Source organism: Enterococcus saccharolyticus subsp. saccharolyticus, from assembly GCF_029023825.1.
In the GTDB taxonomy this organism is placed as follows: Bacteria; Bacillota; Bacilli; order Lactobacillales; family Enterococcaceae; genus Enterococcus_F; species Enterococcus_F saccharolyticus.
Genome location: NZ_CP118957.1, coordinates 2,066,997 through 2,081,433 on the forward strand (window position 1 = coordinate 2,066,997; position 14,437 = coordinate 2,081,433).

Sequence of the window (14,437 nt, forward strand, 5' to 3'; positions counted from 1 at the left end):
AAAAACAGCTCCTCACCAAGGTAAGGAACTGCATTACTTTCATTAAAATGCTGGTACTAATGTATCGCTATGATCGTTTTCTAAGAATGAACGTACTTTATCGCTAGTCATCGCTTTTTTCAACGCTTGAATTTTTTCTGAATCTTTGTTGTCTTCACGTGCAACTAATTGAATCGAGAAACGTTGATCAATTGTTTGTTCTAAGAACAACGCATCCGCTGGTTTCAAACCAATTTTAGCAATGTAGGTTGGGTAGTTATATACCAATGAAACATTTGGTTCGCTGTATGCTTCTGCTAAGTTTAATAAATCTACTTGTAACCATTCAAAGTTTTTCGGATTTTCTACTACATCTTTGACTGTGCCGTTCACACCAACACCATCTTTTAATTTAATTAGTCCTTGTTCTTCTAAAATCGCTAACGCACGACCTTCATTTGATACATCGTTTGGAATAGCAACTTTGGTACCTGCAGGAATTTCTTCCACTGTTTTGTAATCTTTTGAATAAAAACCAACTTTAGCATCGTAAATTGGTTGAATAGCTACTAAATCAGTGCCTTTTTCACTGTTGTATTTTTCCATAAATGGTTTGTGTTGCGCAAAACTAGCATCGGCTTCCTTGCTGCTCACCATATCGTTGTAGGCAACGTTATCGTTCACTTGCACAAGTTCAACTTCCCAACCGTCTTCTTTTGCCACTTCTGCTGCTACTTTCACCACATCTGTCATTGGAGGAGCTTGAGAAGCTACCTTAATCACTTTGTCTGTTTTATCCGCACTGCTACTGCTTTTTGTTTCCCCGTTTGATGATCCACAAGCAGCTAACGTAAGAACCGCTACTAATGATAAAGCTCCGATGTAAATTTTTTTCATTTCTTCTCCTACTTTCTTTTATCTAATTTGCGAGCAATAAAATTACCCGTCATTTGAATAATAAATACAAAGACAACCATCACGACGATTGCAAAGTACATAATTCCGGTTTGATAACTTTGGTACCCATAACGAATCGCAAAATCACCGACACCACCACCGCCAACAATCCCCATCACAGTTGAATAAGAAACCATGCTGACTGCTGCCGTTGTATACGCAAGAACAATCCCACTTCTTGCTTCGACTAATAAAAAGTGCCAAATGTATTGCCATTTTGACGTGCCAAGCGAATCCGCCAACAAACGAATTTCTTCAGGCACATCCAATAACACTTGCTCAACTAAGCGAGCAAAAATCGCCACCGCAACGATACTAAGTGGTAACGATGCTGGAACTGGACCAAACGCCCGCCCAATAATAAATCGAGTCACTGGAATCAACGTAATAACAAATAATAAAAAAGGAAACGAACGCACGAGTGTAATTAAAAAGTTCAAGGCCCAATAACTCACGGGCTGACTTCCTTTGATATTCGGATTAGATAAGAACAAAGCCACACCTAAAGGTAAGCCAAACAATAAACAAGCGGTCATCGAAATGCCCATCATGGTTCCTGTTTGTTTCAATGAAAGAATAAATTCTGGAAAATAATATTGAATGTTTTCCATTAAGGTCATTCCGCTAACCTCCTTTTGACTTTTTCCAAATAAGGAGTGTCGCTTTTACTTAAATAGGTTGGTTGATTGTCCACCACACCTAACAAGCGGCTATCTTCCATCACTAACACGCGTTCACATAATTTTTTGACTGTATCCAATTCATGACTGACAAAGAAAATCGTTACCGGAAATTCTTCATGAATTCGTTGCAACAAACGAATCACATCGTCAGTGTTTTCTTCATCTAATGAACTTGTTGCTTCATCGCACAACAAGACGTCTGGATTACGGGTTAAGGCACGTGCTAAAGCAACCCGCTGTTTCTCTCCTCCAGAAAGTTGCGCTGGATAACTGTCTTGTTTGTGATTCATGCCGACAAAACTTAGCAGTTCCATCACATTTGCTTCGTCTTTTTTACCCATCAGTTTCAATGGCAATGCCACATTTTCTTTAACGGTGAGATTATTCAGTAAATTGTACTGCTGAAAAACCATACCAATTTTTTGTTTTTGTTGTTGAATCGCTTTTTTGGATAGTTTATTGATTTCTTTGTTTGCTAAAAATAATTGCCCCTTACTAGGCGTTTCCAATAAATTCAATAAACGGAGTAAAGTGGATTTCCCCGATCCACTTTTGCCAACAATCCCGACAATTTCCCCTTTTTCAACGGAAAACGAGATATCTTGCAAGGCTGTTGTCTCCTGATATACCTTAGATACATGTTCTAATCTATACATGCACAGCCTCCTAACCCACTAACAGTTGTAATAAATCATCGTTGGTAAAGTTTAAAATATATTCAGCTACCTCAACGGATGCCAATGTCTTGGCTAACTCTTCATATTTAAACACGGTTCCTAATAAAAGTTGTTCCAAGTCAGTCGTGTCTTTCGTTCCGAAATAATCACCAAAAAATTGGATAGCAGAAATGCGTCCTTTTTCAGTTGATAAATGAATGTCGACAATCCCGACGCCCGGAATTCTTGTGCGTCGATTAAATTCAAACTTTGGTGCTTCCCCATAAATCCACTCATCATTAGCATAACGTTCCTCAAACAATTGTTGAATCGCAACTTTATCGTCATCGCTTAACACCAATTGTTGTGCTTGAATCGCTGCTACAGACGATACATCATAAATATGACACAGCAAGGCATCACGAAATTCAGCAGTCGTCAGTTGTTGGTATTGTTCGTCTAAGAAAGGTTTGACATTGGTCACACTCTTACGCACAGATTTGGTTGCTTTAGAGGCAATCTTTTCCTTTGAAACAGTCAAAATTTTATCTAATACAGACAAATCCACATCATACATTAACGTGCCGTGCGAATACGTTCGTCCATGACGAGTGTACATCGCATTGCCGGAGAACTTCATACTATCAATATACAAATCGTTCCGACCACCCACTGTCGCATGTGTCGCTCCCATCGCTTGAAGCGCATGCAAAATTGGCGTCGTTACGCCACGATAATCACCAAAAGTCGTATCATCTTTTTTGGTCACAAAACTAAAACTCATATTTCCTAAATCGTCGTACACGGCACCACCACCAGAAATACGACGTGTTAACGTAATGTCATGTTCACGTAAATAATTAAAATCAATCTCTTCGTACGCATTTTGATTTCGCCCGATTATAACACAAGGTTTTTGTATATATAACAGAAGGAGTGGTTCTGTTACATCTGCTGTATTCATTAAGTGTTCTTCAGTTGCCAAATTCCAACGAATATCGTCACTCTCCATGATGTAATAACGCATAAGCAAGACACCTTTACTTTCTCATGATTTTATTTCACACTCTATAATCCCTTGTAAATTAAAAATAAGCAAGAATTATGCTCATAATTTTCTGTATCTATTTTATAAAAATACTGTATCAATCAACAAAAAAACGAAGCGGTTTATTTCGCTTCGTTTTTTCGTTCTTGCTGTCTGCCATTCGTTATCCACAACACGCCAATAATGCCAACATGTAATAAGAAAAACAAACAAATAAATTCAAATTTTTTCATCGTCCAATGAGCAAAAATCACTTCTAACACATACATCGGATTAGTAAAGAAATGTACCGAATGCAAGCGTGGCGCAAATCTCCCAGCATACATTGCCATGGAAGACAACCAACAAATGATTGGCACCACTGCCCCAATTACCCATTGCGAGACGTGTAACTTTGCTTTTGCTACGGCCATTAATGCAAAAAATTCCATAAATCCCCAATAAATATAGGCAAAAATCACCAGAAATAAAATGAGGATTAACCCCCAACCACGAATGGTTTCTAAACTCATTCCTGTTAGATTATTGTATAAGCCCAACAAATCCGCATGGACAATGTCAGTCACAAGATAAGGAATATTTGGGAAAAATAATAACCAGATAAAACCAAAAGCAAGTTGAACATACCCATTTTTGGCCCGTTGGACTTGAAACGCACATTCAATCGGCACGTAGGCCAAGAAAGTATTTAACACTAAAAAATCAAAGTGGGTTTCCCACGTGATGATGAGCGTGCCTAAAGTAATCAGACGGATTAACCAAGCATAAATAAGTCATCCCTCCTTTATTTTCCTTCTATTTTAATATAGTTTTTCCCAAATCAAAAAGCAGATTCGCTGTTTTTAAAGAAATTTTAGGGAAATGTCCGGTATTTGCTAAATATATTTCCCATACGGAATCATCTCACCTAATGCCAAATAGCCAAAATGACCATCTTTTCTCTTTTGTTGCCCCCAAACATAGCCTTCTGCGATCTGAATACTTTCAACTTGCACACGCTCACCTTTTTTCAATAAAGCAATCGCAACTGCTTTCTCACTAGCTGCTTGACGTAAATAAACCGCCGTTGATAATTCAAATTGGTTGCTGCTCTTACTCTGTGCTGTTTTACCAAAGAAAAAAGCCCATTCGCCTTTTGCTAAACGATTTAAATCCAAATGACCATTGTATCCTAGCAATTTTCCGGAAGACGTGTATTGGTGAATATGATAAGCCGTTGTTGCGGTCGGATTTGCGCCAGTATATTGCCCGTTGTTTTGGCCATATGTCGGCACCCATAATCCATCAAATTTCGTCACATCCAAATTGAAACGACCATACAAATGATTCGCGACATAAACACCCACTTTTTTCGCACCTAATTGTTTTAACTTTGCGCGATAACGTTCACAACCGCCACGCATATCTGACATCGATTGTTCCTCTACATCCAACCACCAAAAGACCGGTTGAAAGGCTTTCGCTCGCGTATAAAAGTCCAACGCCTCTTGTTCCATATCATGATAACTTGTGCCACGAACCCAAGCATAAACAGCCGTTGGTACCCCACGCTTTTGAAATTCACGTATATGTGTTTGATAGTAGTTATCGACATAATTAGAACCATATTGCACACGAACAATCACGCCATTTATTTGTTTTGCTAATTGATCATAATTGATTTGGTTTGGCACTTGCCATTCACTAATGTCTAAAATCACTGGTTTTGGTATCATTATACCCCTCCTTTACAAAAAGCGAGGAACTTCCGCTCCTCGCTTACTTTTTTAGAACAATACTGTTTCGATTGTTTCGACATATTTGGCACTTGCTACTTCTTGATACAATGCCACCCCATCTTTTTCAAATAAATCAAGGGCTGTAAATTGTTGCATCGTACCTTTCACTTGTTCCTCTGTTAAATTTTCTGCTGCGACAGTTGGAATCAATTTGTGGCTATTTCCTTCACCATTCTTAAATGTTAAATGTAATTTTTTCATCTGTGGTTCCTCCTCAATTATTTATTGTACTCGTAGGCAACTGTTTCAATCACTGTGTCTAAGGTCACCGTTTCTGGGGCAAGACTGGCAACTACATCCCCTAAAGCTAAAATTTGTGCTTCTGTTGGTTCGGCAACGACATTGGCAAAATGTTGCTTGATTGCTTGGTCCTCTCCTTCTTTAGTGAATTGAACAGTTAATGTTGTTTGACTGTGTGTTTTCATAAAAACATCCTCCTTGAATTTGTTGTGTAGTAAGTCGTACGCCTTACACTTCTATAAACGGAAATCCAAGAAAAGATGTCATACTTTTTTGGAGAAAAATTGAAATTTATCACGAAAGTATTTGCGATAGCGACTACGTTTTTGACGAGTGATGTCATGATTCGTTAATAGTGCTACGACTTTTTGTTGGTCTTTGGGTTTGAGTTGACGGTAAAAAGTTTCGAATTCGGCTAACTCTGCAATCGTTTCATAATCCGTTTCATCGACTTGGATCTCTAAAAGAAACTCATCTTGCACCTGTGTTACTGCTTTTTGTTCTTTTCGCTTTTCATCGATGACATACCATAACAGATAGCGAAACAAGTAACTAATGTTGTTTTCTACTTCAAACTGCTCTCTTGTTGCGTATTTCTTCGCTCGTAAAAAGAAGAGAATCCGCAACTCTTGTAGATAATCTTCAAAATCATTTTGTCCTGGAAAAATACTGCATCGGCGCAATACTTTATAAAATAAACGTTGGTAATCATCGACTAATTGTTCTAATTCATGTTGGTTCATCCTTGTTCTTTCCTTTGTTGTTTGAATTCCTCGAGGTAGTTCGAGTATAAAAGAACAAATTAAAAAACGTTAATTCTCTTATTTGTATTTTTTTACAAATAATGCTTAACAAACCGCCGTTTTATTGTATAATACTTTCAATAAATCCTGTTCAAAAAATAATTATGAGGAGTTGATTAAATGGCGCATTCGAAACGTGTTGATACGAAACAGAAAAAGAAAATTCCGATTTTTTCCAGTGAATATCGACCAAAACTAGAGAATTTGCCAGCATTTTCAACTGTTTCTGACCAAACGCCCATTGATATTTATCAATTAATTGAACATATTTCTTTGAGTCCGAAAGCAGATTATTTTGAAGAAATTTATGCGATTATTCCCGTTCATCGGCCATTATGGGGAGCATCTTGTGTCATATACAGAGAAAATGTACTTTTAGTAGACGACCATCCGTTTCATATTGTCTGTAAATTGTTACAACATCTTGAACATGTGGACTATCCGATTTATCGCCAAGTATTAGGACATATGATGAATAAAAAGGAACGACTTACACCAGTCGCTAGCCAAAACTATAGTTTGTTTCCTACCGCAAAAGTAGACGATAGTGACACGATGTGGTTAAATCCTGGACGTATTCATTCTTTAATTACGCAAAATCGACAAACCATTGTGTGTTTTGAAAATTTATTTGCTTTAGCAACACCGAAAAAAATTGATAGTTTAAAAAAAGGGATGAAAAAAGCCTTTTTTGCACACGCGATTATCAAACGTGAACATGATTGCCGCGGTACCCGTAGCACCACCAGTTTATTAGAATTTTTGAATGTCACGTCCTCTGTTGAAACACGAGAAATTTTAAAAAATATCGAATTTCAACATATCCCAGGCTATCAGCACGACTTTTTCCGAAACTACCCTAAGTTTCAAGATGCTCATAGCCAAAATAAAGCCAAACGAGAACTTCATCGCCGGTATTCCATCGAACTTTGACGTCGTGCTATTTCTTCCATTGACATTTTTTCAAAAGTATTGCTAAATTGAGATATACAACCGTTTTTGTCAATGATTAAACGTTTGAATCTAATAAGGAGTGGTGCGCTCTATGGAGAAATACACACTCATTTTGTTTATTATGCCGATTATTCTTTTAAGTGTCGTTATTGCGTTAGCTTTTATCACGCAGCGATTGACGAGTATCGTGAAAACACCGATACCACGAGCAATTACTGTATTTATTCTATACATGGTTTACGCATATAGCACCTTACAATTTTCGTATAGTTTACTCGGTTTTTATAGTTATACTTTTGTCATTGAAACAGCGATGGCGTATTATTTTTTCCCAAAATATGGGCATTGGGTGTTTTTAGCCACACCAAGCTTAACGGCGCTTTATTATTATGCGACAAACTACTCCTTGGGTTATGAAGAAATCCAAATTGCCATTTTAGGTGCATGTTTGTTTGTTTTCGCCTTGGTTATCAAACGCTTTTCTCAACTAGAAACGGTTGTGAAAGTTTGTTTCAGCTTTACCTTTAAATGGTTAATCATTGCGATTTTTCCAAGTATTTTCAGTGATACCTATTCAACCGTATTAGATAGCACCTTGATTTATTTCGGTAGTTTATTGATTGCCCTCATTCTTTGGGGATTTTACCGGATTCATCTCACCGAACAAGCGGAAATAAAAAAAGTCATTCAACAAGGACAAACAGATGCCCTCACAGGTGTTTATAATTTTCAAAAATTAGGGACGGATTTACAGAACTACGAAACCAGTAAACAAGCCTACGCGCTGGCGATGATTGATCTAGATTATTTTAAACAATTAAACGATACGTTTGGCCATCATGCAGGCAACGATATACTAAAAGAATTTGCTGCACTCTTAACGACTAGTTTAGAGACCTATATTGGCATCGAAAACTTTAGCATCTACCGCTTTGGTGGTGAAGAGTTTTGCGTCTTGTTCTTTGATTGTTCGACAGAGCAAGCGAGTAAGCATTTGACTTTTTTCAAAAATGTCTATGAAACCAGACACCGCTTATTGCGAGAAGCCAATTATGCAGTGACATTTTCCGTTGGGATTGAATCGAACGAAAATCATCAGTATAACGGGATGGAAACCATGCAATATGCAGATGAAGCCCTTTATGAAGCCAAGCATGCTGGTAGAAATCAAATTCATATGTATCAAAAAAAACATCAATGATTCGTCTTACTGCGAGTCATTGATGTTTTTTTATACCACTGTAAATTTTCTCAAACCTAAACAAATACTATAACCAAGTAAACAACCAATAAAGTTGAGTAAAATATCACTCAACGCAAATGTTCCAATATAAAAGACATACTGAATCGTCTCAATTCCCAAAATCGTCAGCAACGCGATGACACCAAACTCCCACCACTTCGCTTTTAAGCCATACAAACCACCTAAAGGAACAAAATACAAGACATTTAAAATCGCTTCTAAAATCGTCTTCTTATCCTTCACAAGAAAATCAAATAAATCCCAACTAAACGTATGGTACTGCGGGGCTTTCGTAAATAGCACCACAAATAATAAAAACAAATAGACACTGTACACCAAATACAAATAAATAGCTGAAAAACGTTTAAATAATAATTGCAGATAAAACAACCAGCAACTTAATATCAAAAACAACGTCAACGTTTCTTTCGTATACGAAAAACGATCCATCACATGCACAAAACGTTCATACTGCAAAAGCGTAGGATAGGCAATATATTGAATGACCCCCACTCCTACGAGGCATGAGACCAATAATGCCAAAATACTTTTTATCCATCGTGTCATCCACAGCCCTCCTTGAAAGTAGTTGGTAATTATTGTAGCAGAGAAGCGAGCATTTTCCATTGAAAAAGCGGTATTTTAGTAAAAACTTGAAAGATTATTTCACCCAAACGAACATTTTTTCAATAAATATTAAAAAATAGCTGCATTTGGATTAATTAAATGATTAGTTTTTATGAAGAAAAGACGATGATTTACTAAAAAAGTGAGAGACCAAATAGTTAGTAGCCTCTCACTTTTTTCTATTCATATATTCTCTTTCCACAGCCTCTTTTTCTCTCAACCACCATTGTTGATTCTCTCGATACCACATAATCGTTTCAAAAAGCCCTTTTCGAAAATCAGTAAATTTTGGTTGCCAACCTAACTCTTGTTCGAGTTTTGTCGCATCAATCGCATAACGTAAATCATGTCCCAAACGATCAGTCACATATTCATACGCATCATTTGGTTGATTCATTAATTCTAAAATCAAATCTATTACGGCTTTATTATCTTTTTCTCCATTCGCGCCAATCAAATAGGTCTCCCCTATTTTGCCTTGAGTCAGAATGAGCCAAACAGCACTAGAATGATCGTCAACATGAATCCAATCACGAACATTTTTTCCATTACCGTAAAGTTTTGGCTTCGTTCCACATAAGATATTGGTAATTTGTCGCGGGATAAATTTTTCAATATGTTGATAAGGGCCATAATTATTTGAACAATTCGAAATCGTTGCATGTAAACCAAAGGAACGTACCCAAGCTTTCACTAATAAATCTGATCCTGCTTTAGTGGCTGCATATGGACTAGATGGATTATATGGAGATTCTGGCGTAAATTTTTTGGGATCATCCAGTGCTAACTCACCGTATACTTCATCAGTAGAAACATGATGATAACGAGTGTTGAATTTACGGCAAGCTTCAATTAATGTATATGTGCCAATAATATTGGTTTGGACGAATAGAGAAGGATTATCTAAAGATTGGTCATTATGAGACTCTGCCGCAAAATGAATCACTGCGTCGTTAACTGGAACCAACTTTTCTACGAGAGACACATCACAAATATCACCAATGACTAATTCTACATTTTGCGTTAAATTTGCTAAATTTTCTCGATTCCCTGCGTACGTCAGTTTATCCAAAACAGTTATATAAATATCAGGCTCTATCGTAGTCACATAGCGTACAAAATTTGATCCAATAAAACCTGCACCACCTGTTACTAACAAACGTTTCATTCGCATTTTCCCCCTTACTTATACCGCTCCAACACCTCAATCGCTTGTTTGGTCGTTTCCAACTGACGAATCGTCAAATCATAATGTCTGGACGCATATGCCGCAAATAAAACATCCACGGTGTACAATTGTACCAACAATGAATTCGTCGCCGAACTACGCAACGGTACTTCTCCTCCGTCAGCAATATGAAGGACAATATTCGATAATTTCGCTAAGGTCGATTTTTTTTGACTAGTCATACTTACTACAGCAATTCCCTGTTGTTTAGCTAAATGGGCTAAACTACATACTTCACGCTTCTCTCCTGAATTTGAAACTAAAAAAAGAAACGCTGGCTTTTGATTCGTGACCATCGCTGTTGCTAATAAATGCGCATCTTGTCGAAAAATCACTTGGCGTCCAATTCGTAAAAATTTCTGGCAAAAATCATCTGCAACTGCTCCTGATGCGCCAATTCCGTAAGTATAGGTCAAATCCGTATGCTCTAACAATTGAACGACTTCATCAATCGCTTGATTTTCCAATAACTCACAATTTTTTTCAATGCCATCAATCACGCGCAATTTGATTTTGTGTTTAATCGTCTCAACGTTTTCATCTGGAGTAATATCTGAATATAATTCTTTGTTGATTTGAGGTAAGGTTGCCGAAAGTTTTAATTTTAAATCAGGAAATCCATCTAGGCCCAATGAATAACATAAACGTACAACTGTCGAAGGACTCGCGCCTGCCGCTTCAGATAACGCTTTGGCACTCATATGAATCACTTCTGACGAGTGTCCCAAAATCCACTCAGCAAGTTTTTTCTCTGTTTTAGATAACGTCTCTAATTGATTTTGAATCGTAAATAAAATGTTCATCTCGTATTCCTCCTACGCCCATCATACAATAAAAAAGAAAGAGCATACAGTCCGTATGCTCTACCTATCCATATATTTCAAAATATCACAGACCGAATGAATACACTTCGTCGCCTGAGGATCATCATTGTTTAGCGCTAATACATCTAAATTTGCGCCAACCGCGGCAGCAATGCCAATCGATGAATCTTTTACTACTAAGCATTCTTCAGTCTTTAAAATTTAGTAATTTCTATTTCAACACCAAAATGATCACTAACAACTGGCCCATTTTTACCATCAAATACGACTTGGTATGCGTCAACAATACTAGTTGCCGGAACAAAAATATAATCAATTCTTAGTTTCCGAGTATTTTCTTTCCAACCATCAATGGCTTGCTCTACCGTTGCTTCACCGCTCTTTACTTTTGCTATAGAATAGCTATCTCTTAGAGCAAGTGGACTTTTTTCAACGAGTGAGTAGCCTGCTTCTTGCGCTGGATTATTAAAATCACCAAGTAAGAAAAGGGGGTTAGTTTCTGTTAATAATCGTTTTTCTAACTGATGCCATTCGAAAGCAAAGCCAGAATTTTCATCCTGCCACCAAGAAAAGTGAGTACTTACGACACAAATTTCTTTTCCTTGGAATAACGTATTGCCAATCAGTAGTTTTCTCGTTCGATAATCTTGATAATTACTTGTTTCAGACACAACAATTGCTTCACTTGTCAAAGGATTTTTTGAAAGCAGAGCATTTCCTTCTTCATAAATATCATAGCCAATATGACTCATGTCCCAGCTCCAATAATAGGTCCGCCCTTTCATTGCCAACTTTTTGACTAAACAATAAGCAAAGTTATCTTCATGAATACTTTTTTGCCCACTTACTGGGCAAAAACCAATAAGCTCACTTTGAGAAACAATAACTGAATCCACTAATTGATTCACTTCTTGTAATGCAATCACCTCATAATCAGCTTCGATAATTTTCTCAACTAATTGTTGTAACTTTTGTTCAGCCTCTTTTTCTAGCCAGCTATGTGTATTTAGTGTGAGCAAATTCATTTGTCTGACTCCTTTTTTATTCCACAGATTTTCCCTTTAAATATGAATAGTTCCAACCACTTCGTTCGCTTGAACATTTCCAAAACGTGGGATTTCTAACGTTTCAATTTTATCACTGTTAGTGAAAACTACCATAATTGTTTTTTCTTTACCCATTTTTTCGACAACAGCTAGATCCATCGATGCAAGTTTTGTTCCTGCAGTAACTGTTTGTCCTTCTTTAACAAAAACTTCAAAAGCTGTTTCCGTTAATTCAACTGTATCAATCCCCATATGAATTAAGATTTCAATGCCGTCTGTTGTCTGCAAGCCCATTGCGTGTTTGCTTGGGAATATACTAATGACTTTCGCATCAACTGGTGCTACAACAGTTTCTTGTGCTGGAATAATAGCTAATCCTTCACCCATCATTTTTTGAGAAAATACAGGATCATCAACATCTTCTAGCGCAATCAGTTCTCCTGTTGCTACCGCATGAATCGCTTGCTCTTTGCCTAAAAAAGTCGTTTGTTCTTCTGTTGAACTTACTAGATTATTTTTTGGTAAAGGAATAGTTGCACCAGATTGTAACAAATCTTCAATATCAGATTTCAAAACATCTGCTTTTGGTCCATAAACGGCTTGCACTCCATTGTCTTTTACAATCAATCCCATTGCTCCAGCACGTTTCCAAGCATCTTCTGCTCCGACCTTTTCGCGATTATTGACAGTCACACGTAAACGAGTCATACATGCGTCTACTTCACTAATATTTTCTTTACCACCTAACAAATGAATGATTTGAATAACTTGTTCGCTTGCTACACCTTCACTTGTAGTTGCCGTTTCCGTTGCTTCCCCGCCGTCATTGTCATAATTTCCATTACGTCCAGGTGTCGCAAAATTGAATTTTTTGATTAAAAAGTTTGCTAAGAAATAAGTTCCTACACCAAACACTACGACACACAGAACAAAGTTAAGTAGATCGCCACCTAATCCTGCCTTGATCGCTAATGGTGTCCGTGTCAATAACTCAATATTCCCAAAAGAATGTACTCGTAATGGCAAGATATCTGCCATTGCAAAAGCTGCCCCTTGGATAAAAGAATACACAATATATAAAGGCATTGCTGCAAACATAAACATGAACTCAAGTGGCTCTGTCACACCTGTCAAGAAAACTGCCAATGCTGCTGAGAAATACATTGATTTATATTTTGAGCGTTTGTCAGCATCCACATTACGATACATTGCCAAAGCCAAGCCCATTAAAATACCAGACGAACCAATCATTTGTCCGACTTTAAAACGTGCAGGTGTCCAATTTTCTAATACAAAAGCATATTGTGATGTGTCACCAGCACCTTTAAGGTTGATTAAGTCCGTTGCCCAAGCAAGCCATAATGGATCTTGACCAAATACTTGAGTTCCAGCTTGTGCACCAGATAAAATTTCATACGTTCCGCCCAATTGTGTGTAATTGATTGGGATCGTTAACATATGATGCAAACCAAAAGGTAAAAGTAATCTTTCAAGTGTTCCGTATAAGAATGGTGCTAAAATTGGCGCACTATCTTGTGATTGAGCAATCCATAGACCAAAGTTATTAATCCCTGCTTGGATATTTGGCCACACAATAGCAAGAATCAAAGCAACAATTGTAGACCATAAAATTACAACAAATGGGACAAAACGTTTCCCATTGAAAAATGATAATGCATCAGGTAATTTTCGATAATTGTAATATTTATTGTAAGCCATCGCACCAACAAATCCGGCGATAATCCCAACAAAAACCCCCATATTTAAAGCAGGCGATTCTAAAACACTAGTGAAGAAACCTTTAACCATGATTTTTGTACCAAATAAGGTATGAGTAAATGCCTCTTCATTCGCCAACATATCAGTAGTAACACCAAAAATTGCTCCAGTGATTCGATTGATTAATACAAATGAAATCCCTGCAGCAAATGCACCGCCTGCACGATCTTTTGCCCAACTACCTCCAATAGCTAATGCAAATAAAAGATGTAGATTTCCAATAATTGCCCAACCAATACTCTCAACTACACCACCTGTTGTAACTAGTGGTGCAAAATCTGGATTGATTAGTGGTAGTGACTTCCCAATACTAATCATTAACCCTGCAGCTGGCATCACTGCAACAACAACCATCAATGCTTTTCCGAATTTTTGCCAAAACTCAAAACTAAACAATTTCTTCATGTTCCCTCTCCTTTACGCAATCGGTTTCGCTACATTGCCATTATAGCTTGGGATTTATTTTTTGTAAATACTTTATTTTTAATCAGTGCCAAAAAAATTTTTCCTACTTCTATTAGTCTATTTCCCTGCTAATCACATTATTTTTTCAAAATAACCGTAAACGCTCAGTATTCCGTGCTTTTCTCTT

The 14,437-nt window shown here is 37.2% G+C and carries 16 protein-coding genes; 2 read left to right on the plus strand and 14 right to left on the minus strand.

The genetic code is table 11. The features are described from left to right. Window positions 1-42: 42 nt before the first annotated feature. The 9 genes from PYW32_RS10575 to PYW32_RS10615 form a co-directional block, all read right to left on the minus strand. Window positions 43-876 (minus strand): MetQ/NlpA family ABC transporter substrate-binding protein, encoded by an 834-nt coding sequence (locus PYW32_RS10575; RefSeq protein ID WP_016174322.1) that lies wholly within the window; start codon window positions 874-876, stop codon window positions 43-45. A gap of 8 nt (window positions 877-884) precedes the next feature. Further along, window positions 885-1,556 (minus strand): metal ABC transporter permease EmtB, encoded by a 672-nt coding sequence (emtB, locus tag PYW32_RS10580; RefSeq protein WP_016174321.1) that lies wholly within the window; start codon window positions 1,554-1,556, stop codon window positions 885-887. Then, window positions 1,553-2,275 carry an ATP-binding cassette domain-containing protein gene (locus tag PYW32_RS10585; RefSeq protein WP_016174320.1) on the minus strand — a complete coding sequence of 241 codons (723 nt, stop codon included), beginning with the start codon at window positions 2,273-2,275 and terminating at the stop codon, window positions 1,553-1,555. Before PYW32_RS10585 ends, emtB begins: the two co-directional genes overlap by 4 nt. Window positions 2,276-2,285: 10 nt before the next feature. Continuing rightward, the gene (locus PYW32_RS10590; protein WP_016174319.1) at window positions 2,286-3,302 is read right to left on the minus strand and encodes a lipoate--protein ligase; all 1,017 of its coding nucleotides are present in this window, start codon (window positions 3,300-3,302) and stop codon (window positions 2,286-2,288) included. Window positions 3,303-3,445: 143 nt separating this feature from the next. Then, window positions 3,446-4,018, minus strand: coding sequence for a DUF1361 domain-containing protein (locus tag PYW32_RS10595; RefSeq protein ID WP_245558511.1), 573 nt, complete (start codon window positions 4,016-4,018; stop codon window positions 3,446-3,448). 180 nt (window positions 4,019-4,198) lie between these two features. Continuing rightward, a complete protein-coding gene (locus PYW32_RS10600) occupies window positions 4,199-5,038 on the minus strand; it encodes a glycoside hydrolase family 25 protein (RefSeq protein WP_016174317.1) in 840 nt (279 codons plus the stop codon). 51 nt (window positions 5,039-5,089) lie between these two features. After that, the gene (locus PYW32_RS10605) at window positions 5,090-5,302 is read right to left on the minus strand and encodes a DUF2922 domain-containing protein (protein ID WP_016174316.1); all 213 of its coding nucleotides are present in this window, start codon (window positions 5,300-5,302) and stop codon (window positions 5,090-5,092) included. Window positions 5,303-5,319: 17 nt separating this feature from the next. Next, window positions 5,320-5,526 carry a DUF1659 domain-containing protein gene (locus PYW32_RS10610; protein ID WP_016174315.1) on the minus strand — a complete coding sequence of 69 codons (207 nt, stop codon included), beginning with the start codon at window positions 5,524-5,526 and terminating at the stop codon, window positions 5,320-5,322. A 78-nt stretch (window positions 5,527-5,604) separates the two neighbouring features. Next, window positions 5,605-6,084, minus strand: a complete 480-nt coding sequence (locus PYW32_RS10615; RefSeq protein WP_016174314.1) for an RNA polymerase sigma factor — start codon at window positions 6,082-6,084, stop codon at window positions 5,605-5,607. Between the two features lie 180 nt (window positions 6,085-6,264). On the opposite strand from PYW32_RS10615, the gene PYW32_RS10620 reads away from it, so the two are divergent. Next, window positions 6,265-7,077, plus strand: a complete 813-nt coding sequence (locus tag PYW32_RS10620; RefSeq protein WP_016174313.1) for a hypothetical protein — start codon at window positions 6,265-6,267, stop codon at window positions 7,075-7,077. 112 nt (window positions 7,078-7,189) lie between these two features. Then, window positions 7,190-8,299: a GGDEF domain-containing protein gene (locus tag PYW32_RS10625; RefSeq protein ID WP_016174312.1), complete on the plus strand. Its 1,110-nt coding sequence runs from the start codon at window positions 7,190-7,192 to the stop codon at window positions 8,297-8,299. Between the two features lie 30 nt (window positions 8,300-8,329). On the opposite strand, the gene PYW32_RS10630 is transcribed toward PYW32_RS10625, so the two are convergent. The 5 genes from PYW32_RS10630 to PYW32_RS10650 all read right to left on the minus strand — a co-directional run bounded on the left by PYW32_RS10630 (window position 8,330) and on the right by PYW32_RS10650 (window position 14,250). After that, window positions 8,330-8,908 (minus strand): VanZ family protein, encoded by a 579-nt coding sequence (locus PYW32_RS10630; RefSeq protein ID WP_016174311.1) that lies wholly within the window; start codon window positions 8,906-8,908, stop codon window positions 8,330-8,332. A 229-nt stretch (window positions 8,909-9,137) separates the two neighbouring features. Then, window positions 9,138-10,136, minus strand: a complete 999-nt coding sequence (gene rfbB / locus PYW32_RS10635; protein ID WP_016174310.1) for a dTDP-glucose 4,6-dehydratase — start codon at window positions 10,134-10,136, stop codon at window positions 9,138-9,140. A 14-nt stretch (window positions 10,137-10,150) separates the two neighbouring features. After that, window positions 10,151-10,999: a MurR/RpiR family transcriptional regulator gene (locus PYW32_RS10640; protein ID WP_016174309.1), complete on the minus strand. Its 849-nt coding sequence runs from the start codon at window positions 10,997-10,999 to the stop codon at window positions 10,151-10,153. A gap of 215 nt (window positions 11,000-11,214) precedes the next feature. Further along, the gene (locus tag PYW32_RS10645; protein ID WP_016174308.1) at window positions 11,215-12,045 is read right to left on the minus strand and encodes an endonuclease/exonuclease/phosphatase family protein; all 831 of its coding nucleotides are present in this window, start codon (window positions 12,043-12,045) and stop codon (window positions 11,215-11,217) included. A gap of 36 nt (window positions 12,046-12,081) precedes the next feature. After that, window positions 12,082-14,250 carry a PTS transporter subunit IIBC gene (locus PYW32_RS10650; RefSeq protein WP_016174307.1) on the minus strand — a complete coding sequence of 723 codons (2,169 nt, stop codon included), beginning with the start codon at window positions 14,248-14,250 and terminating at the stop codon, window positions 12,082-12,084. Between the last annotated feature and the right edge of the window lie 187 nt (window positions 14,251-14,437).

What these genes read in the sequence shown, in the direction of transcription:
- PYW32_RS10650 (WP_016174307.1), bottom strand. Translation starts at nt 14,250, where the DNA reads ATGAAGAAATTGTTTAGTTTTGAGTTTTGGCAAAAATTCGGAAAAGCA.
- PYW32_RS10625 (WP_016174312.1), top strand. Translation starts at nt 7,190, where the DNA reads ATGGAGAAATACACACTCATTTTGTTTATTATGCCGATTATTCTTTTA.
- PYW32_RS10590 (WP_016174319.1), bottom strand. Translation starts at nt 3,302, where the DNA reads ATGCGTTATTACATCATGGAGAGTGACGATATTCGTTGGAATTTGGCA.
- PYW32_RS10605 (WP_016174316.1), bottom strand. Translation starts at nt 5,302, where the DNA reads ATGAAAAAATTACATTTAACATTTAAGAATGGTGAAGGAAATAGCCAC.
- PYW32_RS10630 (WP_016174311.1), bottom strand. Translation starts at nt 8,908, where the DNA reads ATGACACGATGGATAAAAAGTATTTTGGCATTATTGGTCTCATGCCTC.
- PYW32_RS10640 (WP_016174309.1), bottom strand. Translation starts at nt 10,999, where the DNA reads ATGAACATTTTATTTACGATTCAAAATCAATTAGAGACGTTATCTAAA.
- rfbB (WP_016174310.1), bottom strand. Translation starts at nt 10,136, where the DNA reads ATGAAACGTTTGTTAGTAACAGGTGGTGCAGGTTTTATTGGATCAAAT.
- PYW32_RS10645 (WP_016174308.1), bottom strand. Translation starts at nt 12,045, where the DNA reads ATGAATTTGCTCACACTAAATACACATAGCTGGCTAGAAAAAGAGGCT.
- PYW32_RS10620 (WP_016174313.1), top strand. Translation starts at nt 6,265, where the DNA reads ATGGCGCATTCGAAACGTGTTGATACGAAACAGAAAAAGAAAATTCCG.
- PYW32_RS10585 (WP_016174320.1), bottom strand. Translation starts at nt 2,275, where the DNA reads ATGTATAGATTAGAACATGTATCTAAGGTATATCAGGAGACAACAGCC.
- PYW32_RS10610 (WP_016174315.1), bottom strand. Translation starts at nt 5,526, where the DNA reads ATGAAAACACACAGTCAAACAACATTAACTGTTCAATTCACTAAAGAA.
- emtB (WP_016174321.1), bottom strand. Translation starts at nt 1,556, where the DNA reads ATGACCTTAATGGAAAACATTCAATATTATTTTCCAGAATTTATTCTT.
- PYW32_RS10575 (WP_016174322.1), bottom strand. Translation starts at nt 876, where the DNA reads ATGAAAAAAATTTACATCGGAGCTTTATCATTAGTAGCGGTTCTTACG.
- PYW32_RS10600 (WP_016174317.1), bottom strand. Translation starts at nt 5,038, where the DNA reads ATGATACCAAAACCAGTGATTTTAGACATTAGTGAATGGCAAGTGCCA.
- PYW32_RS10615 (WP_016174314.1), bottom strand. Translation starts at nt 6,084, where the DNA reads ATGAACCAACATGAATTAGAACAATTAGTCGATGATTACCAACGTTTA.